This is a genomic window from Achromobacter mucicolens (assembly GCF_029866465.1).
GTDB lineage: Bacteria > Pseudomonadota > Gammaproteobacteria > Burkholderiales > Burkholderiaceae_B > Achromobacter > Achromobacter mucicolens.
Genome location: NZ_CP123364.1, coordinates 1793064 through 1818828, shown reverse-complemented (window position 1 = coordinate 1818828; position 25765 = coordinate 1793064). Strand labels below are relative to the sequence as shown.

The window sequence follows — 25765 nt, the reverse complement described above, 5'->3', positions numbered from 1 at the left end:
CCCGCTGCGGGAGCGGGCCTTTGTTGATAGCGAGATTCGGTGCGGGTCAGCGCCGGCGCAGGAAATGCACGCACCGCCCGTCGGCTTCCTGCTGCGCGACCAGCGCGTTGCCCGTCTGACGAGAAAATGCCTGGAAATCGCGGATCGCGTTGCGGTCGGTGGTGATCACGCGCACCACCTGCCCGCTTTCCATCTGCGCAAGCGCCTTCTTGGCGCGCAGGATGGGCAACGGACAGGTCAGCCCGCTTGCATCGACTTCTTGGTCGAACACCGGCGCCTCGGCGCCGGCATCGAGACGGGAATCGACGTCGCTCATCAGAGGCGCTCGTCCACCCACTTCTGCACACCGGCGATCGCCGCGGGCAGCGCAGCGATATCCGTGCCGCCGCCCATGGCCATATCGGGACGGCCACCACCCTTGCCGCCCACCTGGCCGGCCACGAAGCCCACCAGATCGCCCGCCTTGATGCGGTCGGTCAGGTCGGCCGTGACACCGCCCACCACGCTGATCTTGCCGTCGGCCGAGCCAGTGGCCAGCAGCACGACGGCCGGCTTCAGACGATCCTTCAGGTTGTCGACCATGCCGCGCAGCGCCTTGGGATCGACGTCGCCAATGCTGGCCGCCAACACCTTGATGCCCTTGACGTCGACGGCGGCGCTGGAGGCCAGGTCGTTGCCGGCGCTGGCCGCAAGCTTGTTGCGCGACTGCTCAAGTTCCTTTTCGAGCGCCTTGACCTGGTCCTGCACCTGCGCAATGCGCGCCGGCAGGTCGGCGGGCGTGCTGCGCAGCATGCCGGCGACCTGGGTCAGCAAGGCGTTCTGGTTCTGCACCCAGGCCAGCGCGTTGTCGCCGGTGATGGCTTCAATGCGGCGCACGCCGGCGGCCACGCCGCCTTCGGAAACGATCTTGAAGAGACCGATGTCGCCGGTGCGGCTGACGTGCGTGCCGCCGCAGAGTTCACGCGAAAAGCCGATGTCGAGCACACGCACGGTGTCGCCGTACTTTTCGCCGAACAGCGCCATGGCGCCGCCCTTGACTGCATCGTCATAGCCCATGACCTGCGCGACCGTGGGCTGGTTGGCCAGGACTTCGGCATTGACGATGGCTTCGACGCGGGCAATCTGCTCGGCCGTCAGCGGCGCGTCCTGCGCGAAGTCGAAACGGGTCTTATCGGGATCCACCAGCGAGCCGCGCTGCTGCACGTGCGCGCCCAGCACCTGGCGCAAGGCCTTGTGCATGAGGTGGGTGGCCGAGTGGTTACGCACCGTGCGGGCGCGGCGGATGGCATCCACGCGAGCCAGCAGCGTGTCGCCGACGGCCAGCGAGCCGGATTCCAGCGTGCCGTGATGGCCGAACACACCGGACTGGATCTTGAGGGTGTCGGCAACGGCAAAGCGCACGCCGTCGGCTTCCAAGAGGCCGGTGTCGCCCACCTGGCCGCCCGACTCCGCATAGAACGGGGTGGCGTCCAGCACGACGACGGCGCTCTGGCCGGCTTTGACTTCCTGGACTTGGGTGCCATCCACGTACAAGGCCGTGACCTTGACGTTGTCCAGTTCAAGCTTTTCGTAGCCTTCGAAACGCGTTTCGGCGCCTTCGTAGCTGAGGCCTTCGGCCATCTTGAACTTGCCGGCGGCACGGGCCTGGTCGCGCTGACGCTCCATGGCGACCTCGAAGCCGGCCATGTCGACTTCGACTTCACGTTCGCGGCAGATGTCGGCCGTGAGGTCGACGGGGAAGCCATAGGTGTCGTAAAGCGTGAACAGCGTGGTGCCGTCCAGCACGCCGCCCTTGGGCACATTGGCCAGGGCGGTGTCGAGGATGCGCATGCCGTGTTCGAGGGTTTCGCCGAAGCGCTCTTCTTCCTGCTTGAGGACCTGGGCCACGCGCTCGGCGGCGGCTGCCAGTTCCGGATAGGCCTCGCCCATTTCGGCAACGAGATCCGGCACCAGGCGATGGAAGAACGGCTTGGTCTGGCCCAGCTTGTAGCCGTGACGCAGCGCGCGGCGCACGATGCGGCGCAGCACGTAGCCGCGGCCTTCGTTGCTGGGAATCACGCCGTCGACGATGAGGAACGAGCAGGCGCGGATGTGGTCGGCGATGACCTTGAGCGAGTTGTCTTCCAGATCCTTGATGCCGGTTTCGCGCGCGGCGGCGGCGATCAGGTGCTGGAAGAGATCGATTTCGTAGTTGGAATGCACGCCCTGCAACACGGCGGCGATGCGTTCCAGGCCCATGCCGGTGTCGACACAGGGACGCGGCAGGCGCGGCATGTTGCCGGCGGCGTCGCGTTCGAACTGCATGAACACCAGGTTCCAGATTTCGATGTAGCGATCGCCGTCTTCTTCGGGGGATCCCGGAGGGCCGCCCCAGATCTCGGGACCGTGGTCAAAGAAGATTTCGGAGCAAGGACCGCAGGGGCCGGTGTCCGCCATCTGCCAGAAGTTGTCGGACGCATAGCGCGCGCCCTTGTTGTCGCCGATGCGGATGATGCGCTCGGTCGGCACGCCCACTTCCTTGGCCCAGATGTCGTAGGCCTCGTCGTCTTCCTGGTAGACGGTGACCCAGAGCTTTTCCGCCGGCAGCTTGTAGACCTGCGTCAAGAGCTCCCAGGCGTACTGGATGGCGTCGCGCTTGAAGTAGTCGCCAAAGCTGAAATTGCCCAGCATTTCGAAGAACGTATGGTGGCGGGCGGTGTAGCCCACGTTCTCCAGGTCGTTGTGCTTGCCCCCGGCGCGCACGCTGCGCTGCGACGAGGTGGCTCGCGTGTACGACCGCGATTCCTTGCCCGTGAAGACGTCCTTGAACTGGACCATGCCCGAATTGGTGAAGAGCAGGGTCGGATCGTTGCCCGGGACGAGCGACGACGAGGGAACAATGGTGTGTCCCTTGGACTTGAAGAATTGCAGGAACTGCTGGCGAATCTCGGAGGATTTCATCGTGGATGAAGCAGAATTTAGGGCGAATCGCCAATTATAGAGGGTTGGAGGAAATACGCGGGGAATGGGCTGGACGGCGGTTACCGGACACAGACGTAACCGATGGTCCAGCCTTCGGTTCCCTTCCAGACGCCGCCCGAGGACACGACGACGCTCTCATAGCCCGTCGGGCATGCGCACTGGCCGGTGCGGGGGTTGGCCGTGGAGATGCCCGTGTAATGGAAGCAGCCTAGCGGGTAATTCACGCTGAAGGCGCCCCCAAACCCGCCGCTGGCCTGCATCCAGACCCCCGATTCGCAGGAAAGCAGCTGCCCGGCGGCGGATTTGGCCAGAGCGCCGGGCTGCGCCCCGCAGGCGTGGCCCGGGACTTCCCGGGCGCCCACGTTGACGTATCCGCCCGCCTCCACGCTGCCAGCCACTGTCAGCCCGCCTTGCAGGTCTGGATCGCGCGTGTCGCGCATTTTCACGTAGCCGCTCAGGTCGGGCACCCCGGCGCCAGCGCCCGCCCACAGGGCAAGCGTGCCCGGCGCATGCGTGGGCGCGCCGGCGGCCAGGGGATTGGGAAACCCATACGCGGCGCCGCGCAGTTGGGCGGGCGCCTGCGGCCACACCGCCCCGCCGTAGCCATCCGTGGATGCAACGACGGATGCCATGGCGACTTCGTCCGGCACTTGCGACCCTTTTTTCAGCAGGGGCTTGTCGGCGTAGACGATGCCGTCCAACCGGCAGGGATCGCCCGGGCAGGTCTGGCTGCGCGCGATGTGGATGTCCGCGCCGAAACCCAGCGCCGACTGATTGGGAAAGTCGGCGGGCAACAGCCCCTGGGCGCGCAATTCCGCCAGGCTGGGTCGCAGGGCCTGCGCGAACAGCGGCTGGCCTTCGCCATCCAGAGGCGGCTTGCCTTCGGACAGGGCCTCGGCATGCCGCGACAGCATCTGCGTCACTGCCAGGCGGATCTGCGTCATCCAGACGCCCGTGGACCGGGCCGCGGACGCTTCGATGCGGTGAACGACTTCGTTGGAGGCCCAGATGGCCACGGCGGTGGCGATGGCCAGCGCCAGCGCCATGCCGATGAGCGAAAAGCCCCCCTGCCGCCGCCGGACGGCGGGCGGCCGCGGGCGCCATGCCGGCTTGCCTGGGGCGCAGCGAGGCGCGCTCATCTTGCAGTGAAAACGAAAGTGTTCACGTCGCCCTGGCTGCATTGCGCCTGCGCCTGTGCGGCGCGGTACGGCGTGGCGGGAGTGGCGATCGAGTCCTTGACGACCTTGGCGCCGCTGCTGCCGCTGATGGAAATGATTTCGGAGACCCGCTGCAGGACGGACGCCAGCGCCGGGCAGGCGGCATGGCTGACGTTGGTGAGCGTCAGGGTGAACGCGGACCCCATGCCCGCCCCGTCAACGGAGGCCGGTTCAACCTGGACCACACCGCTGCCGCTGGTGCCGCTGCCTCCCAGGCCGTGGGCCACGCTTGCCGCCGCGCCCGTTCCTTGCACAGACAGCACGGTGGAGTCGCGCAGCGCGTTGGCCAACGCACCGGTATCCAGTCCGGTGTAAGGCGTCACGCCGCCGCCCTGGGCGTTGATTTTCATGCTGGCGACGAAGCGCTGCAGTTCTTCGCCTACCTTCGGCACCTTGTTTTCTATGACGTAGCCGCCGATGGCCGGGATGCCGACGATCGCGATGAGCAGGACGATCGCTGTGACGATGGACACCTCCATCAACGAAAACCCCTGCTGCTTCCACCGGGCGCATCGAAACACTCTGACTCTTTTCATGAAGATCCTCTTTGATAAAAGCGCGCGGCGAGCCGCGCAGTTGCCGCCAACCGGCGATCCACTACTGGCTGGCATAAAAATTGGTCAACGCCAAGCGCAGCTCGTCGATCACCGCGTAGTGCCACAGCGTGATGCCCAGCACCGTGGACAACGAGGCAATCAGCAATGACCAGCGCAGCACCAGCGCCTGCCGCCGCACTCGGGCCAGCAGGCGGACCTCCACGCGCTGGCGCACGCGGGCCAGACCCGGCTCGACGCCCAGCGCATCCATCAGGTCCGCCATGTACCACCAGGTCTGGGCATCCAGCAGACCGGTGCCGAAGATTTCCGCGCCGCTGGCGCCGCCGTCGATCCGGCTCAGCATGGCCTGCAGGTGCGCCAGCAGCCACGGCGAGGCGTCGCGCGCCTGCACGGACAGCGCGTGGCGCAAACGCGTGTCGGCTGCGCCGTGCTGTCTGATGAGCACGGCCAGCAGCGATAGAAAGCGGATCGCCTGAAAATCGCGATACAGCCGCCAGAGCAGCCAGCGGTCGAGCACGGCGCGAATATCGCCAGTGAAGTTGGCGAGCGACCAGAGCGCCAGCATGACCGCGCCGAATATCAGGACAACCCACAGCGCAAGCCATTGCTTCAAGCCGCCGGCCAGCGCGAACAGGCCACGCGTGAGCGGCGCATAGTCTTCGGCGGGCACGGCCTGGAAAACCTGCTGCAGCCTAGGCACGCTGAAAAACGGAATGGCGCACAGCAATGCGAAAGCGACGATGGCGGCGATCACGCCCGTGGCCGCCGCCGACAGCAATGCCGACCAGGCCTCGGACGCCAACCTGACGGCGCGCGCCAGATCGCGCAGTGCAGCGGCCAGATCGCCGCCTTCCTCCTGCACGCAATTGAGCAACAGGCATTCGCCGTGCGGCAGCGTGTCTGACCACGCAACGCCCAAATCGCCGCCAGCGCCCAGATAAGCGGCGGCCCAATGCTGGCAGAGGCGCCCGCGCACGGTGTCAGGTCCGTAGCGGCTGGCGTCGTCCTCGAAGATGTCTCGCAGGCTCTTGCGCCCTTGCGTGCCTTCGACGACATCGGCCAGGTATTCGTAATAGTCCGCACGCTGCGCGCGAAATCGCAGCGCGTCCAGCCGCAGCCGGTGCTGGCCGGCCGACGACGCAGACCAGCGCGATGCGCGCGCTATGACGTCAGCCATGACGGACTCCCTTGGACACGGCCGCGCGGGTCGGCGCAGGCGCTGCGGCCAGCACTGAAACGGCCGCCACCGAACCCAGCGTCGGCAAGACGGGCAGTTCGAAGCGGCGCAACAGCGTGCGCGGATCGATTTCTCCGAGGCTCGTCCGGTACAAGGCGCAATCCAGCGCTCGCGCGCCGCGCAAGGCGGCATCGCGCCAGGCGCCGCCTATTGCGGGCTGGAACTGCTGCTTCAAGCCGTGGTTGTCGCGCCGCCGCACTTGCTCAAGAAAGCCCCGCACGCGGTCCGGCTCGATCATTTCGGCCGCGACACTGCGTCCCGCCGTGCCGTTCAGCTCCGGCATGTGGTCGCGCCGGCACGCGGGGCAGCCCGCCTCGTTCCTGACCTTGAGCAACGCCGCGTCCAGGTCGAAGGTGTCTTGCATCGCGCGCACCCAGCCGCGCCAGTCCCAACCTTGCGCCTGCCGCGCCGGGACGCCCGACCACAGGCTGTCCACCGGTAGCGCGCAACCGGGACACAGGCGTGGCAGCAGGGTCTGGTAGATGAGCAGTTTCAGGATGCCGGGCGAAGCCAGAAACTCTCGCGACACACCGATGGCGTCGGAGGCCAGGCGTTCGGGAATCATCGCGGCCGACCCGGCGTGCGTGGTGGCGTACAGGCTCACCCCAGAACTGGCGAGGTCCATGAAGGCGCGGCCCGTCTGGATATCGCGGACCTCGCCGATCAACAGGTCGTTCATGGCCGAGCGCTTGATGGTCTTGAGCTTGGCGTCCAGCGTGGGCCACGCCGCGTCCGCCAGCGCGCCGCTCAACGTGTTCTGCAGCGCGTTGCCGATGTGGTATTCCACGGGATCTTCAAGCGTGATGACCTTGCGTGTTGGCGAGATGCCTCGCATCAGCGCGGCGATGGTGGTGGACTTGCCCGAGCCGACCACACCCGCCAGCACGATGGCGCCGCCCTCGCGCTCGCGCGCCCGCAGCAACGTTTCGGCCTGAGCCGGCAGGTAACCCAAGGCCAGCAGGTCGCCGTTGACGGTCGCGTCCAGCCGCAGGATCCGCAGGCACACCGAAGGCCCCGCGTCCGCGGCCAGCGAGGCCCAGCGCAACACGATGGGCGCGGCGTCCACGGTCAGAGAAATGCGCCCCTGTTGCTCGAGCGCCGGATCGAACACCGCGCCGTTGCCGCCGCGCACGTCCATCCACGCCACGGCCAGGACCTCGAGCAGCGTGGCGCTGGAAAGACCCGCGAACCGCTCGGCGCCGACATACTCGCCGTGGATGGTGTAGCGGATGTCGCCGCCGTCGCGTCGCTGGTCCACGTTGATGTGCACGTCGCTGGCGCCCTGCACCACACCCCAGCGGATGATGTCGAGGAACAACGCAGCCAGCGCCGAGGCGCGTTCGGCCGGGTTGGCCTTTGCCAGGCGCCCCGGCCCGGACGCCGTGTACTGGCCTCGCGCGATCATCAGCAGAAGCGGCGCGGGAACGGCGTAGCGCGCGGGCCGCGCCATGCGGTAACCCGCTGCTTTCACCATCCGTTCGACCTCATCGATCGGGTCGCCAACGGTGTACTCCTTGACGGCGAAGATCGCAGCCTGGCCGCCTTCAAGCAACACCGGGCAGAGGCGGCCGGCCAGCGCCGCCAGATCGAACTGGCGGCTCAGCGCGCGCACGAAGGCCGGCTCCATGCCAGCAACGTCTTCAGGCGTATGCAGTTCGGGCGGGCAAGCAGGCAATGCCGAAGCGGGCAAGGTGTGCATCGTCATCACTGGCCCCTTGCTGCGTCCAGACACGCCGAGTGCTCGCGACCGTCGCGCTGCAGGCGAACGCAGGCGCCGTCGACGGCCAGCAGGCGATACGGCGCCATCCGTGCGCCGCCTGCCACGGGATCGGCACGGCCGGCCCGGTAGCGCAGCAAGGTGCCGTTGACGACGATGTCCACGTTCAAGGCGCGCGCCGTGCCGAATATCGCGGTCACGCGGATGTCGTCTGCGCCGTGTGCGACGGATGGCGCCGAGGCGCTCTTGCCTTCGCCCACTCCGCAAAGGCCCGGCACCCGGCAGTCCGCCAATGCGGCCGCGGCGTCCGCCCGCAACAAGGTGCGGACGGTCTCGACCTCTGGCCAGGGTTGGGGCGTCTGCGCGTGATCCGCAGCCCGGGCTTGGCCTGCCGACAGCGCCGCGGCGCTCAGTGCAATGCGGGCCAGCATGCGCCCGGTTGCGCGTCTGCGCTGGATGCAAAACTTATTCCTGTTCATAAAGATCCCCCTGCAATTCAGCGACAAGCGCACTCGCGACGAGGCTGGGCCGCGGTTGCGGCTGCACATTCACCACGAGGCGCGACCAGCGGGCAGCAGGCACTGGCCCCGGCAGCAACGCCATGGAGCGCAATGGCCCATGCAAGACCAGGCTGCGCCTGCGAACGAGTGGCGTCCCCCATCCGTCAGCGCTGCCGGGCGACGCAACGGCACGCGCCGCGGCAGGCAGCCGCGGCATCAGCGGCACGGCCGGCGACAGCGCAACGGAAGCGAATGCGGGACGCAGCCCTTGCAGTCCCCCTGCCACCCGCGTGTCCACGTGCAGCGACGTGGGCAATGCCAGGTCGGCCACACGGATGGGCGCCGACGCCACGCGCCAGGCCAGCGTGGCTTCCTCGAGCGGCTTGAACGACACCCGCCAGCCGGCGGGCAGCAGCGCGTGCAGCCCGTGATTGGTGGCAAGCGGGTGAGCCCTGGCGTATACGGCCGCGCAGTCCCATTGCTGCGCGGCGGCCTCGCATTGGGCGCGGCGCAGGGCCCAGCCCTGCACCTGCACAGGCAACGCCGCCACGCTGGCGAGCAGGCGCGTGAGGTCCGTGGCGGGATGGACCGTCGTGCCTTGCAGCATCGCCTCGTACGCATCGGCCATCGGGTCTCGAACCGCGGCGGGCTCGGGTGGGGCAGCCGGTTTGCGCGCGAACGGGGCGACGCTCGCGTTCCACAACGGTGGCGCGATGGCGGCAAGACCGATGCAGGCAAGAAATAGACGCAGCGCGGCAGGCAGTTCGGCCCAACGCGAAGGCAGCACCGTCAGCGCGGCGCCAGGCTCCGCAGTCTGCGCCAATGCCGCCCACACCTGATCCGGCGAATGTTCCGTCAGCGACGGACGCTGCGCGAGCAGCGCGCGCTGTTCCGACTGTGCATCGTCCAGCGAGTCGAACACCCTGTCCGTCTGCGACAGGACGGCGCCGCCATGTGCGGCAACCAGCCAATGGCGTCCATCCGGCAGGCGAACCAGACTATGGCCGCCCTCGGGATACAGCAGGGCGAACAACTGCGCGGCCGATTGCGGCGGCGTGGCGCCCGGTGACCGCGCGCGGCGCCAGGGCCGCGCCGCCCGCCGGCCCGGCCGCCCCCGCCCATACCCCGCGACCATCGCCGGCGATCCGCCCACAACGTAGTGCGTGGCGCGCAGGCGGCGCCCCCGGGATCGTGCGAGCTTGGGGACGTTGGAGCCGATGAGCGCAAACCATCGCAGGCCAAACGCCAGCACGCGATCCGCACCGGGGCATTCGATCAGCAAAAATTGAGGGGCCCGGTTCACGATCAATACCCTTCCTCGACCTGGGCTGTCACCAGGATGAGGGTGGTATGGCGTTCGGTGGCCGCACTGTCCAGCCCGCCGGCCACGAGCGGCAAGCCGGGGGCCAGCCGTTGGCGATCATGCTGATCCTGCTTGCGGTCAAAGCCGGCCACGATCATGGGTTGCCCTGGGCGCAGTTCGATCTGCTGCACCGTGCCACTGCCATCGATGGTGATCTGCTGCACCTGAACCTGATTGGCGCTTTCACCGAACGTGATCGTCTTCAGAGGCTGCGCGACCGCGTTGTCATACGCGATCGAAAGCAGGATCTGCCCGTCTTCCTGGATGTCCGGCACCAGCGTGAGGAATGAACCGACGGTTTCTTCCTTTTGGCTGATGGACACCGCAGGCAGCGATCCATTTGCGCCAGTGGAGGTCATGCCGGGCATTGCCGTGCTCTGCACGCGATCGATGTACGAGAACGTGGTTCGCACGGCGTGCGAGACCGGCCGGCGGTTCAAGGTGAGAACCGGGATCTTGCTATGCCGCACGACCGCCCCCATCGTGCTGAGCGCGGAGACGATGGCCTGCGAGCCCTGGAATGGCCCTTGGGCCGATGCGGCCTGAAGCAGGCCCGCGCCAGTGACGGGCACGCCCGGCATGGCCAGTCGTGCCGTTGCGCCCGCGGCCGCGTACAGCGCGTTCCAGTCCAGGCCGCCGGCGGCCTCGGAGCTGGCAATGAGGGTGATCTCCTCGAAAAGGAGGCGGACGCGGCGTGTCAGCGCCTTGTTCTCGCGCTCGAGGTAGCGCGCGACCCGGTCCAGCGCGTCGGGCGTATCGGTAACCACCAGCGCGGCCGCGCCTTCCACGGGCTCTGCGATCGCGCCGGATCGCGTGAGGAATGGCAGGATGTTTGCGCGCAGGATGGCCAGCGCGTTGTGCTCGCCCGCGGAGAGCGTGGTGTTGGATGTGCTTTCGAATCCCTCGCCTTCCGCGCTGCCGGACCGGCCGAGCCGCACGTCGACCTTGCTGGCCAACGTCAGCGCGCGCAGGTCGAAGACACGCGTTTCGGTGCGGTAGAACTCCAGCGCGTTGTGTTCGTAACGCCAGTGCACCGAGAAGCGTGCGGCCAGCGCATCGAGCAGATCGGCGAGCGGTTGCGGATCCGCGCGCACTTCGATGCGCGCGGGCGCGGCCAAGGCTACTGAGCCGCTGACGGCCAGACGCGGCAGGAAATGGTCTTGGGCAAGCAGCGCGTCCGGACGCACGCGCACCGCGATGCCGGTAGCGGCGGTCAGACGCTGTGCCAGCGTGGGCAGGTCCGCGTCGTCAGCCAGCATGAGTGTGGTTTTCACGTTCTCGCGCAATGCAGGCGGCAGCGCGACCTCGCGCGCAAGCGGTTGCGGCTTGCCCGCAAGCCAGGGCGTGGCGACTTCCTGTGCGGCGATGCGCGCCTGACGATCGGTCAAGCCGTCGGCATAGGCCGCGTGTCGGGAAGCGGCATCCGCATGCTGGGCGGTGGCCGCGCGTCGCATGTCGGTGACCCGTTCAGATACCGAGCATCCGGCGAGGACGCACGAGAGCGACACGCACGCGAGAGCCCTGCATTTGCGCAAACGAGCGGTGCAGACAAACAGGCTGAGGTTCATGCCGCGGCTCCTTTGGGCGTGGCCGCGCGTGAGCACGATTGCGCAAGCGGCACCACACGCAGAACACGGTTGCCGTAGAAACAAGGTTGCAGGGGCCGGTCCGCCAGTTCGGTTGCGCCAAGCAGGCCGCGCACGGCGGTCTTGAAGTCACCGGGAAATTCGGCCGTGGCAGCCAGCGGAATGTCGACGTCAACCGCCCAATGCTGCGGTTGGAAAGTCCAGCCGGCCGAGTCGGCCCAGCGTGCCAGGACGGCGCGCAGCGTGGCGTCGGGCGGTGCCGCGCGGAACGGGGCGGCTTGCGGGGCCACCAGCGCGCCGGCGTTCCCGGCCTCGTGCGCGGTCGGCGGTGCGATACCGGCGCCTTGGGTATTCAGCATCTGAGGGCCGCCCAGCGCGTGGCCGTCCGATCGCGCGGGCGTGTCAGCCGAAAGCGTGATGGCCGCGCTGGCATCTTGCGACGGACGCTGCGATGGATCGGGTCCTGCCGCCGTGGACAGCGCCAGGCGGGACGTGGGTGCCGGTTCGCGCGCCGGGTTGGCCGCGGCATGCGCGCGCCGGGCCCGCGCGGTCAACCTGCCGCCGCGAAAGGAAAGCCCATTCCATGCGCCAGCAACCACGACGTAGGGGTCGCGCCGTACGTACGGCAAGGGGTGCTCGCCACCGTCGCCCATGCTGAAGATGGCCGGCAACGGTTGGCCCGGCAAGAACTGCAACCAGGTCTCGCGGCCGTCGTCGAAGACCTGCAGCGGAGCAACGGCGGGATCGCCGGACAGTTGCCAATCGAAGCGGAACCCCTGAGAAGACGGGATGCCGGACTGCCAGGAAGATCCGCCCGCCGGACCGGGGCCCGACCACGAGCATGCGCCAAGGCAAGACAGCCCGGCCGCCAGGAAAAAGATTCGTACCATGCCTCACCGCGAACAAAGGGCGCATCGGAAGCGACACGCATGAGCGGCATGGTGGCCGAGCGCGGAAGGCGCCGCCAGACTGGCATGTACGTAGGGATGGATTCATCCCCACTGACGGAGCTACGAATTCAGGCGCAAAAAAAAGCCCGGTCCGAAGACCGGGCTTTGCTTGCCGCACGGATGCGATCAGCGCTGCGTGGCGATGGTGCGGGCCTGCGCGGCAGCGTTGTTCAGTGCGGCAACGGGCGGCACCTTGCCGTCAAAGGCGTCGGTGAGCTCCTTGTTCAGCACGGGCTCGATGCGATCGTAGTTGGCCATGCGGAAGCCGCGGCTGTTCTGGACGGGCTTGGCGCTCATCGAGGCGACAACAGCCTGCGCGCCCGGAATCTTGCTGTAGAACGACACGTCGGAAGCGCGGAACGCGGCTTCCGTCAGCGGCAGGTAACCCGTGCGCTGGTGCCATTCGGCTGCGACGACCGGCTTGGACAGCCATGCCAGGAACTGCGCGGTGGCTTTTTCCTGCGCCTGCGGGTGGCCTTCCAGCGCCCACAATGCCGAGCCGCTGACGAAGGGCTTGCCGCCTTCCTTGGTGACTTGCTCGTAGTAGGGCAGCGGCGCGACGCCGAAGTTCAGCGACTTGGTGGCCAGGAACTGGCCAAACGCGCCCGAATTGGCCGTCAGCACGGCGCATTCGCCCTTGGCGAACAGCTTGTCGTTGGCGTTGTCGCCGGAGTAGGCAGTGAACAGCAGCGAACGCTTCCAGCTCACCATCAGCGAGATGTGGCGCATGTACAGCGTGTCGAACTGCATGGCGGGGGCAGCGGACTTCTTGGTGACCGCATCCAGGCCATTGTTGTTGCTGGTGAACTGCTGGTTGTTGATGGGCGCCAGGTTTTCAAGGTGGACCGCGACCTGGTCGCTGGACGCGTAGGGGCAGTCGATGTCGGCCACGTCGCGCAGCTTCAGCAGTTCAGCCTGCAACGCGGTCCACGTGCGCGCCGGCTTGTTGGGATCGAGACCGGCCTTCTTGTAGGCGGCGGTGTTGTAGAACATCACGGGCACTTCGGCCATCCAGGGGAAAGCCAGCAGACGGCCCTTGCTGTCGCGCGTGAAATTGCTGGTGGCCGGGATGAACCAGTTCAGGTCCTTGATCGGATACTTGGCCAGCAGTTCGTACAGCGGCAGCACCGCCTTGTGCTGAGCCACGATTTCGGGCGAATGGTTATCGGACAGTTGCAGCAGGTTCGGGCCCTTCTTGGCCTTTACCGCGGAAACGGCCTCTTGTTCCAGGGCGGACGGCGAGGCGAAGCCGCGCAGCGTCACTTTGACGTCGTCCTGTTCCTTGTTGTATTGCTTGGCGAGCTTTTCGAACTCGGCCTTGTTTGCGTCTGTCAGGGTGTGCCAGACCTGGATCTCGACGGGTGCGGCATTTGCCACGCCGGCCATCGCCATCGCGGCGCCAAACACCCATGCGCGCCGGCTGGCGAACATCGCGCGGGCAACGCCCGCCAATTGCAGTTTCTTCATAGGTTCACAGACCAAGAAAAGGGAATTCCGGTTCTGGCCGCCGTCCACTGATCAGATCGGCCAATGCCCGGCCCGAGCCAACACCCATCGTCCAGCCAAGCGTACCGTGTCCTGTATTGATATACAAATTCGGAATGCGGCTGCGGCCAATGATGGGTACGTTCGAGGGGGTGGACGGGCGCAAGCCCGACCAATAGCTGACGCGCCCGAAATCGAGCGCGTCGGGAAAGAGTTCTTTGGCGAGGCGGGTCAAGGCCTCGCAACGGCCGGTATTCAGACTGCGGGAATAGCCGGACAGTTCCGCCGTGCCCGCCATGCGCAGCCGATCGCCCAAGCGCGAGAAGACGATCTTGTGGCTGCTGTCGGTCAGGCTGACGGTGGGGGTCGCACCCGGATTCAGCACCGGGAAGGTAGCCGAATAGCCCTTTGCCGGATACACGTTGCACGGGATTCCGAGGGGACGCAGCATCGCGGGGCTGAAGCTACCCATGGCGACGACATAGGTGTCGGCCGAGAGCGTGGCATACCGGCCATCGGGCTGGATGATTTCGATGCCCGTGACCGCGCCGCCCTGAGTCAGGAGCCGGGTCGCGCGCGTGTTGTATTGGAATTCGACGCCCGCGCGCGCGCAGTGTTCAGCCAGCGCGACGGTAAAGAGGTGTACGTCCCCGCTTTCGTCTTCGGGGGTGTAATCGCCGCCCACGATGGTGGCGCGATGCGGCGCCAGCGCGGGCTCGATGGCGATGACTTCGTCGGCGGTCACGACACGGCGTTCCACGCCGAAGTCGCGCATCAGGCCGGCGGCGCGCTGCGAGTTTTCGAATTCGTGGGGATCGCGGTAGAAATTCAGGATGCCGCGCTCGAGGTGGTCGTACTGGATGCCGAGTTCGGCGCGCATCCCGCGCAGCGTGGCGCGGCTGTATTCGGCCATGCGAACCATCGCCCGGATATTGGGAGCGAGCCGGCTGGGAAGGCATTCGCGCAGGAAAGCCAGACCCCACATCCATTGCCGCCAGTCGAGTTGCGGGCGGAACAGCAGCGGCGCGTCGTCGCGGAACATCCACCTGAGCAGCTTCATCGGCGCCTGGGGATTGGCCCAGGGTTCGGCGTAGGACACGGAAATCTGCGCGCCATTGGCAAGGCTGGTTTCCTGTGCGGGACCGGTGCAGCGGTCAATGACCACGACGTCATGACCCGCCTGGCTGAGCCACCAGGCGCTGGAGATGCCGATAATGCCGCTACCCAATACCGCTACTTTCATGCCTGCATCGCTCCTTGCATGCCGGTTGCGTGCGCGGACCCGATGTCCGCGTACCCCCGGCAGGCCGCTGCCAAAGCAGTTTACCTTGCCGTTTTGCAGCCGCCTAAGTAATAAAAAAACATATTACTTACGACCCGGCCTTCGCCAGATCGGCCTCGGACGTGAACGCGTCCGCGTAGAACTCTTCGGGTGGCAGGCCGTTCTGCGCGCTGAACTCACGGCGCGCGGCATCGACCATCAGCGGGGTGCCGCAGGCATAGACTTGATGCCCGGACAGGTCCGCAATGTCTTGCATCACGGCTTCGTGGACAAAGCCGGTGCGGCCGGTCCAGTTGTCTTCCTGCAGCGAGTTGGACACCACCGGGACGTACCGCAAGTTCGGCAGCTGGGCCGACCAGGATTGCGCCAGCGCGTCCATGTAAAGGTCTTGCGGACGGCGGCCGCCCCAGTACAGCGCGACGGGCCGGGTGATGTTCTTGTGGATCATGTGTTCGACGATCGCCTTGACCGGCGCAAAGCCCGTGCCGCTGGCCAGCAGCACGATGGGCTTGTCGCTGTCTTCGCGCAGGAAGAACGATCCGAAGGGCCCTTCCAGGCGCAGGATCTCGCGTTCCTTCATCTGCGTGTCGCCGGCGCCGAAGACGTGATCGGTGAAGAGCCCGCCCGGCATGTGCCGGATGTGCAGCTCCAGCGGGCTGCCGGTGTGCGGCGCGCCGGCCATCGAATAGCTGCGGCGGCGGCCGTCCTTCATAATGATTTCGACGTACTGCCCGGCGTAGTAGCGGAACTGCTCGGAGGCCGGCAGTTGCAGCTTCAGGACCGTGACGTCCGGCGCCACGCGCTCGATGGTCTGGACACGCGACGGCAGCTTGCGGATCTGGATGTCGCTGGCCAGCCGGACCTCGGTGGACTCGACCACGAGGTCGGACTCGGGGCGAGCCTGGCAGAAGAGCGTGTAGCCGTCGGCCAGTTCCTCGGGCGACAGGATCTGCGCGGGGTACTGGCCGGCGTCGAACTCCCCGGAAACCACTTTGCCCTTGCAGGTGGAGCACGCGCCGTTGCGACAGCTGTAAGGCAGGACGATGCCCGCCGCCAATGCGGCGTCGAGCACGGACTGGCCGGGCTCGACCGGGAATTGATGCTTGCTGGGTTGAATGATGACCTGGAAGCTCATGATGAAACGGTTCAGAGGCGACGAAGCGCTATCCGGGTAATGCCGGAAAGGCGCCCCGCCCGGCCCGGCGTCATGCCGGGAACTTTCGGATTTCCTTGACGCGGTTGGCGTCGTCCACCAGCACCACCTGGGGCTTGTGCGTGGCTGAATCTTCTTCGGACATGGGGCCGTACGTGCAGATGATCAGCAGGTCGCCCACCTGCGCCCGGCGCGCCGCCGCGCCGTTCAGCGAGATGGCGCCGCTGCCGCGCGCGGCCTTGATGATGTAGGTGTCGAAGCGTTCGCCATTCGTCACGTTGTAGAGTTCGATGCGTTCGAACTCGCGCATGCCGGCAGCGTCGAGGAGGTCTTCGTCGATGCCGCAAGACCCTTCGTAGTGAAGGTCGGCTTCGGTGACCGTGACGCGGTGCAGCTTTGCCCGCAGCATGATGCGTTGCATAAAAAATTCCTGGTTCCGCGGCCCGGACCGCGAAGTGTTGCATGGTTGATGCCCGGCATCCGGATTTGCCGTCGAAAGCCGGTATTCTATAATTTTTGCCGCAACGGGACGGCCCGTTGCTGCGCACAGTCAAACGGCTGGCGCGTTTTCCGGGGACGACCCCATTTATGCCGGCGGCTTGCCGGCAGCGTAACTTGGGAGTCGTGAATGACCTGGATCATCCTGGTATTGGCCGGCCTGTTCGAAATCGTCTGGGCCGTCGGCCTGAAATACACGCACGGATTCACCCGGCTGTGGCCATCCGTTGGCACCGTGGCCGGCATGCTGGCCAGTTTCTGGCTGCTGGCCTTGGCCATGAAAACCCTGCCGCTGGGCACCGCCTACGCCGTGTGGGTGGGGATTGGCACGATCGGCGCCTTCGTGGCAGGCATCGTGCTGTTCGGGGAATCGGCGAACTGGCTGCGCATTGCCAGCGTTGCGTTGATCGTGCTGGGTCTGGTTGGCCTGAAGCTGTCCACGTCATAAGGCTCAGGCCGCTCAAGGCATAAGGCTCAGGCCTAGCCCAGGCCCATCGGGGCGGCGCGTCAGAAATCCAGTTCGATCTCGACCGCGTCGCCCACCTTCAGCCGCGCGCCCGCCGGCGCATCCAGAATGGCGTTCTGGCCGAACACCACCCCGATGTCCAGATTGCGGTAACCCGCCAACGTGCGGCCCGGCTCCTCGTATTGCTTGGCCGTGCGCTGGTCGATGTCGGGAATCGAGCAACGCGTGCACGGCTTGACGAACGCCATGCGCACGCCAGCCGCCGTGATCATGGCGGTGTGGTCTTCCTCGAAGGCCTCCCATTCGCCTTCGACCACGATGTTGGGACGGAAACGGTCCATCGGCACCGGATCCGCCCCCTTGGCCTTCAGGCGGCTATTCAGGTCGTCCAGCGACGCCTGGTTGGCGATCAGCAGCGGAAACCCGTCGGCAAATCCGAAGCAGTGCTCGCCGACGAAAGCGTCGGCCAGATCGGGGTGTGCATCAACCCAGCGTGACACCCAATCGGGCTTGGCGTCGCGGCGCGCCGCGGCGTCCACCTTGAGCAGGCCGCACGGGGTCTGCAGAAACTGGGACAGCCACTGGGCGGCAGCCTCGCTTTCGCGCCGGGCCGTGGTGGTGTCGCTCCAGACGCCAACCGAGAGCGGCTCGCCGTGCAGACCCGACCCGTCCAGCGCGACGTCCAGGTCCGCCATGCCGGGCGCCGACAGCCGCAGCGCGTGCGCGGTGAGCGCCGTGCGGATGAGCGCCATGGCTGGCCATTGCCGCTGCGTCATGAACTGGCCCGCCGCGTCCACCACCATCCAGCGCCGGTCATTAGCCAGCCCCGACCGGTCGATGGGCGATTCGGTCAGGTCGATGCCCGCGCAGGATTTGACGGGATAGATATGCAGGCTGAGGATACGGGCGGACATGGCGGCGATGGCTCAACGGGTGACGGATGCCGCAGAGAATACAAGAAATGCGGCACGCCGGGCCGCCCGAAAGAGACAAAAAAAGCCCGGGACAAGCCCGGGCCAGATCAGGTGGCGGTTGCTCAGCCGCCCACCAGCTTCAAGGTGTCAAGCGGGGTCACCGCCTTGAACCCCTTGCGCGTCGCGATGTGCTCGGGACGCGGGGTCAGCCCGTACTTGGGCGGATTCAGGGTGTTCTCCATGCTGTTGTAGACCATGAAGACGTTGGACCGCGGCCACGGCGAAATGTTGCTGTTCGAGCCGTGCATGGTGTTGCAGTCGAAGAACACCACCGAGCCGGCCTTGGCCGTCATCGTGCGGATGCCGCCCTGCTCCACCAGCAGCTGCAGGCTGACGGGATCCGGGACCCCGTACTCCTGCTTCTTCAAGGACTGCTTGTAGTGCTCGTTCGGCGTCTCGCCGACGCACGAAATGAACTGGCGATGCGAGCCGGGCACCAGCATCAGCGGGCCGTTGCACTCGTTGTTGTCGGTCAGCAGCACCGAGCAGCTAAGCGCGCGCATCGACGGCATGCCGTCCTCGACGTGCCAGGTCTCGAAATCGGAGTGCCAATAGAACTCCTTGCCCTTGAAGCCCGGCTTCATGTTGGCGCGCGACTGGTGAATGTAGACCTCGGAACCGAGAATCTGGCGCGCCACGTTGACCAGGCGCGGATCCCGCACCAGGCGGGCCAGCATGGGATTGAGCACGTGCACCATGAAGATGGAACGCACGGCGTTGCTGCCCGGCTCGGTGATGGCCTCTTCGCGGCGCACAATGGACGGGTCGCGCGTCATGCGCTCGACCTCGGCCGACAGCGCACGCACTTCGGCCTCCGAGAACAGGTCTTCCAGCAGCAGGAAACCGTCGCGGTCGTACTGGCCCACCTGCTCGGTGGTCAGCGCGCTGGCGTACTTGCCGTCTTCATAGACGACGGGGTCCTGGCGGGAAATGATGGCGGAACTGCGATCCGTACGGGAGGCGTACGGATCCTGCGCGGGTGAGATCATGCGTACCTCCTTGTTCAGGCCGCGACCGCATCGGGTAGCGCGTAGACACCTTCCTTGTCGTGCACTTCCTGGCCGGTCAGCGGCGGGTTGAAGACGCAGATGACGCGCAGCGGCTCCTTGCCGCCGCACAGCCAGTGCTCGTCGTGTTCGTTCAGGGCGTAGACCACGCCGGGGCCCAGGTCGTACTTCTTGCCGTCGGCAATGGTCTCGATCGAACCGTCGCCCTCGATGCACCAGACGGCCTCGAGGTGGTTCTTGTAGTGAATGTGCGTGCGGCCGCCCGGAAAAATGGTGGTCTCATGGAACGAGAATCCCATGCCATCCTTCTTCAGCAGCACGCGGCGGCTGACCCAGGTGTCGGTACGGACTTCGTCGGCGGTGCCGATCACATCTTTGACATTACGTACGATCATTGACGTTTTCCTCCAAATTTCAGGATGCGGGCGGACTGCCCCTCATCGGCCAGCGCTTCTGCCACGCTGGCCTCGATCAGATCCAGGCCCTTGGCCAGCAGCTCTTCCTCGATCGTCAGCGCGGGCAGCAGCTTGAGCACTTCATCGTGCGCGCCCGACGTTTCGATCACGACGCCCTTCTTGAAGGCGCATTGGGCGATGCGGTTGGACAGCGCCGGATTGCCGTTGGAAACCAGACCCTGGATCAGGCCGCGGCCGCGAGCCGACAGGCCGGCGTTGGGATAGCTGTGCACCAGGTTTTCCAGCCAGTCGCCCACCAGGCGTTCCTTGCGCTGGATATCAGCGGTGAACGCGGCGTTGGTCCAGTAGGTTTCCAGCGCCTGGGTTGCGGTGACAAACGCGAGGTTGTTGCCGCGGAAGGTGCCGCTGTGGGCGCCGGGCTTCCAGATGTCCAGCTCGGGCTTCATCAGCACCAGCGACATCGGCAGGCCGAAACCGGATAGCGACTTGGACAGCGTGATGATGTCCGGACGGATGCCGGCGGTCTCGAAGCTGAAGAACGTGCCGGTACGGCCGCAGCCGACCTGGATGTCGTCCACGATCAGCAGCATGTCGTGGCGCTTGCACAGCTTTTCCAGTTCCTTGAGCCAGCGCAGCGTGGCCACGTTGACGCCGCCCTCGCCCTGCACCGTTTCCACGATGACGGCGGCCGGCTTGTCCATGCCGCTGCTCGGATCTTCCAGCATGCGTTCCATGTAGGCCATGGTGTCCACGTCCGGACCGAAGTATCCGTCGTAGGGCATGAACGTCGTGTTGCCCAGCGCGTAGCCGGCGGCGTCACGGAACTTCATGTTGGCGGTCGCGGCAAGCGAACCGCCGCTCACGCCGTGAAAACCGTGCGTGAACGAGATCACGTTGGGACGGCCCTTGACCTGGCGCGCGATCTTCAGCGCGGCTTCGACGGCGTTGGTGCCGGTCGGGCCGGTGAATTGCAGCGTGTATTGCCAGTTGCGCGGCTTGAGCAGCACGCGATCCACCGTCTCCAGGAAACGCTTCTTCGCGCTGGTGGCCATGTCCAGGCCGTGGACGACACCGTCCGCCTGCACATACTCCAGCAGCTTTTCCTTGAGAACAGGATTGTTGTGGCCGTAGTTCAGCGTGCCTGCGCCGCTGAAGAAGTCGATGTATTCGGCGCCATCCTCATCGATGAGCGTCGAGCCCCGGGCCTGATTGAATATCACGGGAAACGACCGGATGTAGCCCCGCACCTCAGACTCCATACGGTCAAAGATCTTCAAGTCCATGATTAATCCTCCCTTTTCATCTCATAAATTGACGGACGGCCTGATCCACCCGGGTGCGGCAAGCGCACCCGGACAGCAGAATCGTCCCGGTAAACCGATAAGACCGTCAGGCCTGTACCACCCCTACGGGGATGGCAAGGCGAACGGGCCTATCCTCAAGAGCATCTCGTCATCGTGATCCGCGCCGCCGAACAATTGCCGGTCGAAGAACGGCTGTTCGGAAACGTGGGCGCCCACCTCGGCGGCCAAGCCGGCGAAGGTGCGGCGCGAAGCCTGGTTGTCAGGCCCCACCGTGGTTTCAAGATAGCGGACATGCGCCAGGTTCTTGCGCTGCAAGAGTTCCCGGAGCATGGCGCGGCCAAGGCGTTGGCCGCGTGCGCGGGCGTGCACCGCAACCTGCCAGACGAACAGAACGTCAGGGCGGGACGGGTCCACATAGGCGGAAATAAAACCGTTGATACGTCCTCCGGCGCTTTCAGCCAGGACGCAGGTGTTGCGAAAGTGCTCGCACAGGAGCAGGTACGCGTAGAGGGAATTCAGGTCGAGTGGCGGGCACTCGGAAATGAGGCGGTGGATCGCGGCGCCGTCTTTGCGGTCGGGCAGACGCATGGTATGGGTCTGCGCGCTGACCGCCGGCGCCACGGCACTTGAGAGTGTGGGGGTGTCCAGTTCGTTTTTCTTCATGCGACGATTCCCGATTCTGGTGGTGCCCCGCCCGTGGGCACTTCTAGGATGGGCGACGACACGTCTCCATGCGTGTCGACTGCGGCCTGACCTTCCTGTTCCATGAGCGTCACGATGCGCTCCAGGGACAGGGTGATGGTGGCCTGTTCCAATTCCGGCAAGGCATTGAGCGCGTCAGCCAAATGCTTTTGCAGCGGCGACGGCGCGCCTTGCGCCAATTCACGTCCCGCCTCCGTGGCGGTGACAAATACGATGCGGCGGTCTTCACGGCCCCGCTCGCGGCGGATCAGCGCCTTGTCTTCCAGCCGATCCAGGATGCCGACCACCGTGCTGGGGCTGACGTGCATCTCGCGGCTGATCGCCGTGGCCGTCATGGGGCCATTGGCGATCACGGTGCGCAGGCACATCAGCTGCGGGGCAGTGATGTGGCTGACCGCGGACAACTGTCGCGAATGCAGCGCGATCGAACGCGTGATGCGGCGCAGGGCTCGCAAAATGCGCAGGTCGTACTGCTGAGATGTTTCGGATTTCGCGGCGTCAGTCATGGGTTGCGATGGGTTCGGACAAAATCATTTCTACACGAATGATATGCGCCCGATTTATTCGAGTCAAACAAAAACGCCGGCACGATGTAAATAAATGAACGCTGATTTGGCGAGGATGACGGCACTATGACTGGACTTGGCACCCAGCGGAGCCAACGTGGATGCGGCTCAGCGCGGGATCCGGCCCAAGTCTTACCCGGATAAAAAACATATGTTTTGTTCAAGATGTTTTATTTATCATATGTTTTTACGCGAACGAACGACGCTGCCCTCTCATGCCTCTGCCCTCCTCCCTGCTTGCTGCCCTACAGGAAAAGCTGGAACATCTGCCGCCCGAATTGCAGCGGGCGGCGAAGTGGGTAGTGGCCAATCCCGCGCAGGTGGGGCTGTGGTCGATGCGCCGGCAGTCGCAGGCGTTGGGCGTGGCGCCCGCCACGATGTTGCGATTGGCCCGTGCGGTGGGCTACGCCAGTTACGAGGATTTCCGCCGGCCGTTTCAGGACGCGCTGGCGGGACGCGACGAGCCGGGAATGCGCGACCGCGCCGCCGCCCTGCAGGCCGCGTCAAGCGACAACCCGGAACCGGGCCCGGGCACGTTGACCGACCTCCAAGTCCAGGCCCTGTCCTCGGTCTGCGCGCTGAACTCGACGCAAGCGTTCGACGCGGCCGTGCAGACCCTGCTGGACGCGCGTCAGGTCGGTTTCCTGGGAACGCGCTCGGCCTTCGGCATCGCGTTCCAGATGCGATATGCCTATCAGCTCGTGCGACGCAACAGCGTCCTCATTGACGGGCTGGGCGGCGCGCCCGCCGAGCAGGCGGACAACCTGGGCGCGGGCGACGCGCTGATCGTCATCTCGCAGGCGCCCTATCCCACGGCCACCGTCCAGCTCGCGCGCCAGGCGGCTCAGCGCGGTGTGGCGCTAGTGGCGCTGACCGACGATCCGCTCTCGCCGCTTGCGCTGGACGCCCGCCACACCCTGCGGTTTGCCCCGCCCGACCTCGACGGCGTGCGCGCGCAGCCCGCGCGCCAGGGGCCGGGCTCGTTCCTTCACACGACGGCCGGGCTCTTGGGACTGGCCGAACACCTGATCGCCCGCCTGACGGCCCGCGGCGGCCAAGCCGTGCTGGACAGGCTGGCCGAGGTGGAACAGCGCCTGCAAGCCGACAACGTTTACTGGAATGGCGCGCTCGCGCGCCGCCCGGGCCGGGCCTTCGGGCCGGCAACCTCCTCAACCTGACCTAGGAACTTCGCAGCATGAGCCAATCCCGCGTCCTGCATCGCTCCCTTCGCCATACGCCTGCCGTCGCCGTGCGCGGCCAGGGTGTCTGGATCCATGACAGCGCCGGCCGCGCATATCTAGACGGCTCCGGCGGCGCGGCAGTGTCGTGCCTGGGGCACAACCACCCCGACGTCCAGGCCGCGCTGCACGCGCAGGTGGACGCGCTGGCCTACGCCCACACCAGCTTCTTTACGACCGAGGTCGCGGAAAAGCTGGCGGCCCGGCTCGTGGCCGACGCCCCGGCAGGCACATCGCATGCCTACTTCGTGTCCGGCGGATCAGAAGCGGTGGAAGCGGCGCTGAAGATGGCGCGCCAGTATTTCGTCGAAATCGGCCAGCCGCAGCGCCGCCACATCATCGCGCGGCGGCAGAGCTATCACGGCAATACGCTGGGCGCGCTGGCGGTCGGGGGCAATGCGTGGCGGCGCGCGCAGTTCGCGCCGCTGCTCATCGAGGTCGAACACGTGTCGCCCTGCTATGCCTATCGCGACCAGCACAGCGGCGAGACCGCCGACCAGTACGGCGAGCGGCTGGGCAAGGAACTGGAAGCGGCCATCCAGCGCCTCGGCCCCGACTCGGTGATGGCATTCGTGGCGGAACCCGTGGTGGGCGCCACGTCCGGCGCAGTGACGGCCGTGCCCGGCTATTTCCGCCGGATCCGCGAGGTCTGCGACCGTCACGGCGTGCTGTTCATCGCCGACGAGGTCATGTGCGGCATGGGCCGGACCGGCACCCTGTATGCCGTCGAACAAGAAGGCGTGACGCCGGATCTCATCACCATTGCCAAAGGCCTGGGCGGCGGCTACCAGCCCATCGGCGCGGTCATGGCGCAGCAGCACATCGTGCAGGCCATGCAGCAAGGCAGCGGCTTTTTCCAGCACGGCCACACCTATCTTGGCCATGCGCTGGCCTGCGCGGCCTCGCTGGCGGTGCAGGACGTGATCCGGCGCGACGGGCTGCTGGAGCGGGTGCGGGTGATGGGCGCAGGCCTTGCGCAGCGGCTGCAGGAGGCGCTGGGCGACCATCCGCACGTCGGAGACATCCGTGGCCGGGGCCTTTTCATGGGCGTGGAACTGGTCCGGGACCGCGGCACCAAACAGACCTTCGATCCCGATCTGGCACTGCATGCGCGGATCAAGCGCGAGGCCATGGCGCGGGGCCTGATGGTCTATCCCATGGGCGGCACGATCGATGGCCGCCAAGGTGATCACGTGCTGCTTGCGCCGCCCTTCATCATTTCCGAGGACGAACTGGACCAGTTGACCGAACGGCTGACCGGCGCCATCGACGCCGCCATCGCGCAATCGGGCGACTAGACGCCGGCCGTTGAAGCGGAGTCAAAAGGCCCGCTTCGCGCAGGTTCGGTCAGCCTGGCGCCACGCGGCGCCAGGGCGGCCAGGCGCCGATCGTGAGCGCGCGCAGGAACCATTCGACGGGTCCGTAGGCGTGGCGCCGCAACCACCATGCGGACAGCGGCAGCTGGGCGGCAAAGATGGCCACCGCGGCAAGGAATGCGGCCAGGGGCGGCACAGCGGCATACAGCCGCAAGCCCCAGGCCGTGAAGAGGAATGCGCAGACGACCGACTGCATCAGGTAGTTGCTCAGCGCCATCCGTCCCGCTGGCGCCAGCCACGCCCCCAGGCGCTCGCCCGGCCCCGTGCGCAGCGCCAGCAGGAACGCCGCACCGTACGATAGGCTCAAGAGCGGCGCCGTGAAAAGGCCCACGGCCAATCCCGGCAGTTCCCACACCACGCGGGCCTGTGGCAAGGCGCTGGTCGCGTAGGCAGCGGCGCCGGCCAGGCCCGGTAAGAGGCCCAGCGCGCAGAGCAGCCCAAGCGCGCGGCGCGAGCGCCACGGGTCCGCCAGCGCATTACGCCGCCCCAGCGCATAGCCGGCCAGGAACATGGCAAAGACGAAAGGCCCCTGCACGAGCAGCACGGTGAACCAGATGGTTTCCGTGAGCTCTTTGATGTGCTGCGCGATCGTGGTGCCGATGGTGCCGCGATACGCCTCGATGGAGGCCAGCGCCTCGGCCTTGTACAGCGCGGCGTATCCAGCGGGCGCCGGATCCAGGAATGTCAGTGCGCCCAGGATCGCCCACACCGCCGACGCCAGCGCGATCAGCCACAGCGCCACGCGCAGCGCACGACCCGGATCCATGCGCCGGCACAGCAGCAACGCGAAGCCCAGCAAGGCATAGGTCACCAGGATGTCGCCCTGGTAGAACAGGATGGCGTGCGCAAAGCCCAGGACGGCCAGCCCCGCCAGCCTGCGCAGGAAGCGCGGCGCGAAGGCGGCATCGGCCTGTTCAGCGGCCGTCATCTGCAGGGTGAAGCTGTAGCCGAACAGGAAGGAAAATAGCAGGTAGAACTTGGTCTCGAATAACCAGGCGATCAGCCACCGGACCGTCACGTCGACCGGGCGCGAATAGACCGGGTCGGCCACGCCCCCGCCATAGAACGGAAAGGCGAACACGCCGATGTTGACCACCAGGATGCCGAAGAGCGCAAAGCCGCGCAGGGCATCGACGTGGGCAAGCCGCGGCCGGACGGCGTGGCCGCCGGTCATGCCCGCCCCCGGATCGCATACCGGCGGCGCAACACG

24 protein-coding genes are annotated in these 25765 nt (G+C 66.4%); 3 read left to right on the top strand and 21 right to left on the bottom strand.

Annotated elements, in window-relative coordinates; translation table 11 throughout:
* Positions 1–46: 46 nt before the first annotated feature.
* From QEP15_RS08280 to panD, 14 genes are all read right to left on the bottom strand, one after another.
* Positions 47–316: a sulfurtransferase TusA family protein gene (locus tag QEP15_RS08280; RefSeq protein ID WP_056315665.1), complete on the bottom strand. Its 270-nt coding sequence runs from the start codon at positions 314–316 to the stop codon at positions 47–49.
* Positions 316–2940: an alanine--tRNA ligase gene (gene alaS, locus QEP15_RS08275; RefSeq protein ID WP_056315663.1), complete on the bottom strand. Its 2625-nt coding sequence runs from the start codon at positions 2938–2940 to the stop codon at positions 316–318. Before alaS ends, QEP15_RS08280 begins: the two co-directional genes overlap by 1 nt.
* 80 nt (positions 2941–3020) lie before the next feature.
* Positions 3021–4100, bottom strand: a complete 1080-nt coding sequence (locus tag QEP15_RS08270; RefSeq protein WP_227741200.1) for a prepilin — start codon at positions 4098–4100, stop codon at positions 3021–3023.
* Positions 4097–4714, bottom strand: a complete 618-nt coding sequence (locus QEP15_RS08265) for a type 4 pilus major pilin (protein WP_056315659.1) — start codon at positions 4712–4714, stop codon at positions 4097–4099. Before QEP15_RS08265 ends, QEP15_RS08270 begins: the two co-directional genes overlap by 4 nt.
* Before the next feature lie 61 nt (positions 4715–4775).
* Positions 4776–5912, bottom strand: coding sequence for a general secretion pathway protein (locus QEP15_RS08260; RefSeq protein WP_280148646.1), 1137 nt, complete (start codon positions 5910–5912; stop codon positions 4776–4778).
* A complete protein-coding gene (locus QEP15_RS08255) occupies positions 5905–7677 on the bottom strand; it encodes an ATPase, T2SS/T4P/T4SS family (RefSeq protein WP_280148645.1) in 1773 nt (590 codons plus the stop codon). Before QEP15_RS08255 ends, QEP15_RS08260 begins: the two co-directional genes overlap by 8 nt.
* The gene (locus tag QEP15_RS08250) at positions 7677–8120 is read right to left on the bottom strand and encodes a hypothetical protein (protein WP_280148644.1); all 444 of its coding nucleotides are present in this window, start codon (positions 8118–8120) and stop codon (positions 7677–7679) included. Before QEP15_RS08250 ends, QEP15_RS08255 begins: the two co-directional genes overlap by 1 nt.
* A gap of 34 nt (positions 8121–8154) precedes the next feature.
* Positions 8155–9492 carry a hypothetical protein gene (locus QEP15_RS08245; RefSeq protein ID WP_280148643.1) on the bottom strand — a complete coding sequence of 446 codons (1338 nt, stop codon included), beginning with the start codon at positions 9490–9492 and terminating at the stop codon, positions 8155–8157.
* A 2-nt stretch (positions 9493–9494) separates the two neighbouring features.
* On the bottom strand, positions 9495–11120 hold the full coding sequence (locus QEP15_RS08240; RefSeq protein WP_280148642.1) for a hypothetical protein: 1626 nt from the start codon (positions 11118–11120) through the stop codon (positions 9495–9497).
* The gene (locus QEP15_RS08235) at positions 11117–12028 is read right to left on the bottom strand and encodes a TrbG/VirB9 family P-type conjugative transfer protein (RefSeq protein WP_280148641.1); all 912 of its coding nucleotides are present in this window, start codon (positions 12026–12028) and stop codon (positions 11117–11119) included. The genes QEP15_RS08240 and QEP15_RS08235 overlap by 4 nt, the downstream gene beginning before the upstream one ends.
* 186 nt (positions 12029–12214) lie before the next feature.
* Entirely contained in the window at positions 12215–13555 is a 1341-nt protein-coding gene (locus tag QEP15_RS08230; protein ID WP_152383912.1) for an extracellular solute-binding protein, read from the bottom strand.
* Positions 13556–13559: 4 nt separating this feature from the next.
* Entirely contained in the window at positions 13560–14816 is a 1257-nt protein-coding gene (locus QEP15_RS08225) for a D-amino acid dehydrogenase (RefSeq protein ID WP_280148640.1), read from the bottom strand.
* Positions 14817–14943: 127 nt separating this feature from the next.
* Entirely contained in the window at positions 14944–15990 is a 1047-nt protein-coding gene (locus tag QEP15_RS08220) for a CDP-6-deoxy-delta-3,4-glucoseen reductase (RefSeq protein WP_280148639.1), read from the bottom strand.
* A gap of 70 nt (positions 15991–16060) precedes the next feature.
* Complete coding sequence (gene panD / locus QEP15_RS08215) at positions 16061–16429, bottom strand: aspartate 1-decarboxylase (RefSeq protein WP_050446262.1); 369 nt, start codon at positions 16427–16429, stop codon at positions 16061–16063.
* 207 nt (positions 16430–16636) lie between these two features.
* Between panD and sugE the strand changes: the two genes are divergently transcribed.
* Positions 16637–16954 carry a quaternary ammonium compound efflux SMR transporter SugE gene (gene sugE / locus QEP15_RS08210; RefSeq protein WP_280148638.1) on the top strand — a complete coding sequence of 106 codons (318 nt, stop codon included), beginning with the start codon at positions 16637–16639 and terminating at the stop codon, positions 16952–16954.
* 59 nt (positions 16955–17013) lie between these two features.
* On the opposite strand, the gene QEP15_RS08205 is transcribed toward sugE, so the two are convergent.
* From QEP15_RS08205 to QEP15_RS08180, 6 genes are all read right to left on the bottom strand, one after another.
* Positions 17014–17886: an MOSC domain-containing protein gene (locus QEP15_RS08205; RefSeq protein WP_280148637.1), complete on the bottom strand. Its 873-nt coding sequence runs from the start codon at positions 17884–17886 to the stop codon at positions 17014–17016.
* A gap of 122 nt (positions 17887–18008) precedes the next feature.
* Complete coding sequence (gene thpD, locus QEP15_RS08200) at positions 18009–18935, bottom strand: ectoine hydroxylase (protein ID WP_056315639.1); 927 nt, start codon at positions 18933–18935, stop codon at positions 18009–18011.
* A gap of 14 nt (positions 18936–18949) precedes the next feature.
* Positions 18950–19348, bottom strand: a complete 399-nt coding sequence (locus QEP15_RS08195) for an ectoine synthase (protein WP_008165124.1) — start codon at positions 19346–19348, stop codon at positions 18950–18952.
* On the bottom strand, positions 19345–20652 hold the full coding sequence (gene ectB / locus QEP15_RS08190) for a diaminobutyrate--2-oxoglutarate transaminase (protein ID WP_128827927.1): 1308 nt from the start codon (positions 20650–20652) through the stop codon (positions 19345–19347). The genes QEP15_RS08195 and ectB overlap by 4 nt, the downstream gene beginning before the upstream one ends.
* Before the next feature lie 123 nt (positions 20653–20775).
* Positions 20776–21336 (bottom strand): diaminobutyrate acetyltransferase, encoded by a 561-nt coding sequence (ectA, locus tag QEP15_RS08185; RefSeq protein WP_280148636.1) that lies wholly within the window; start codon positions 21334–21336, stop codon positions 20776–20778.
* Positions 21333–21881 carry a MarR family winged helix-turn-helix transcriptional regulator gene (locus QEP15_RS08180; RefSeq protein WP_062842049.1) on the bottom strand — a complete coding sequence of 183 codons (549 nt, stop codon included), beginning with the start codon at positions 21879–21881 and terminating at the stop codon, positions 21333–21335. Before QEP15_RS08180 ends, ectA begins: the two co-directional genes overlap by 4 nt.
* A gap of 275 nt (positions 21882–22156) precedes the next feature.
* On the opposite strand from QEP15_RS08180, the gene QEP15_RS08175 reads away from it, so the two are divergent.
* Together QEP15_RS08175 and QEP15_RS08170 are read left to right on the top strand one after the other, a co-directional pair.
* Positions 22157–23119 (top strand): MurR/RpiR family transcriptional regulator, encoded by a 963-nt coding sequence (locus QEP15_RS08175; protein ID WP_280148635.1) that lies wholly within the window; start codon positions 22157–22159, stop codon positions 23117–23119.
* A gap of 17 nt (positions 23120–23136) precedes the next feature.
* A complete protein-coding gene (locus tag QEP15_RS08170; RefSeq protein ID WP_280148634.1) occupies positions 23137–24477 on the top strand; it encodes an aspartate aminotransferase family protein in 1341 nt (446 codons plus the stop codon).
* A gap of 49 nt (positions 24478–24526) precedes the next feature.
* Here the strand turns inward: QEP15_RS08170 and QEP15_RS08165 are convergent, their stop codons facing one another.
* Positions 24527–25729 (bottom strand): DUF418 domain-containing protein, encoded by a 1203-nt coding sequence (locus QEP15_RS08165; protein WP_280148633.1) that lies wholly within the window; start codon positions 25727–25729, stop codon positions 24527–24529.
* Positions 25730–25765: the final 36 nt, after the last annotated feature.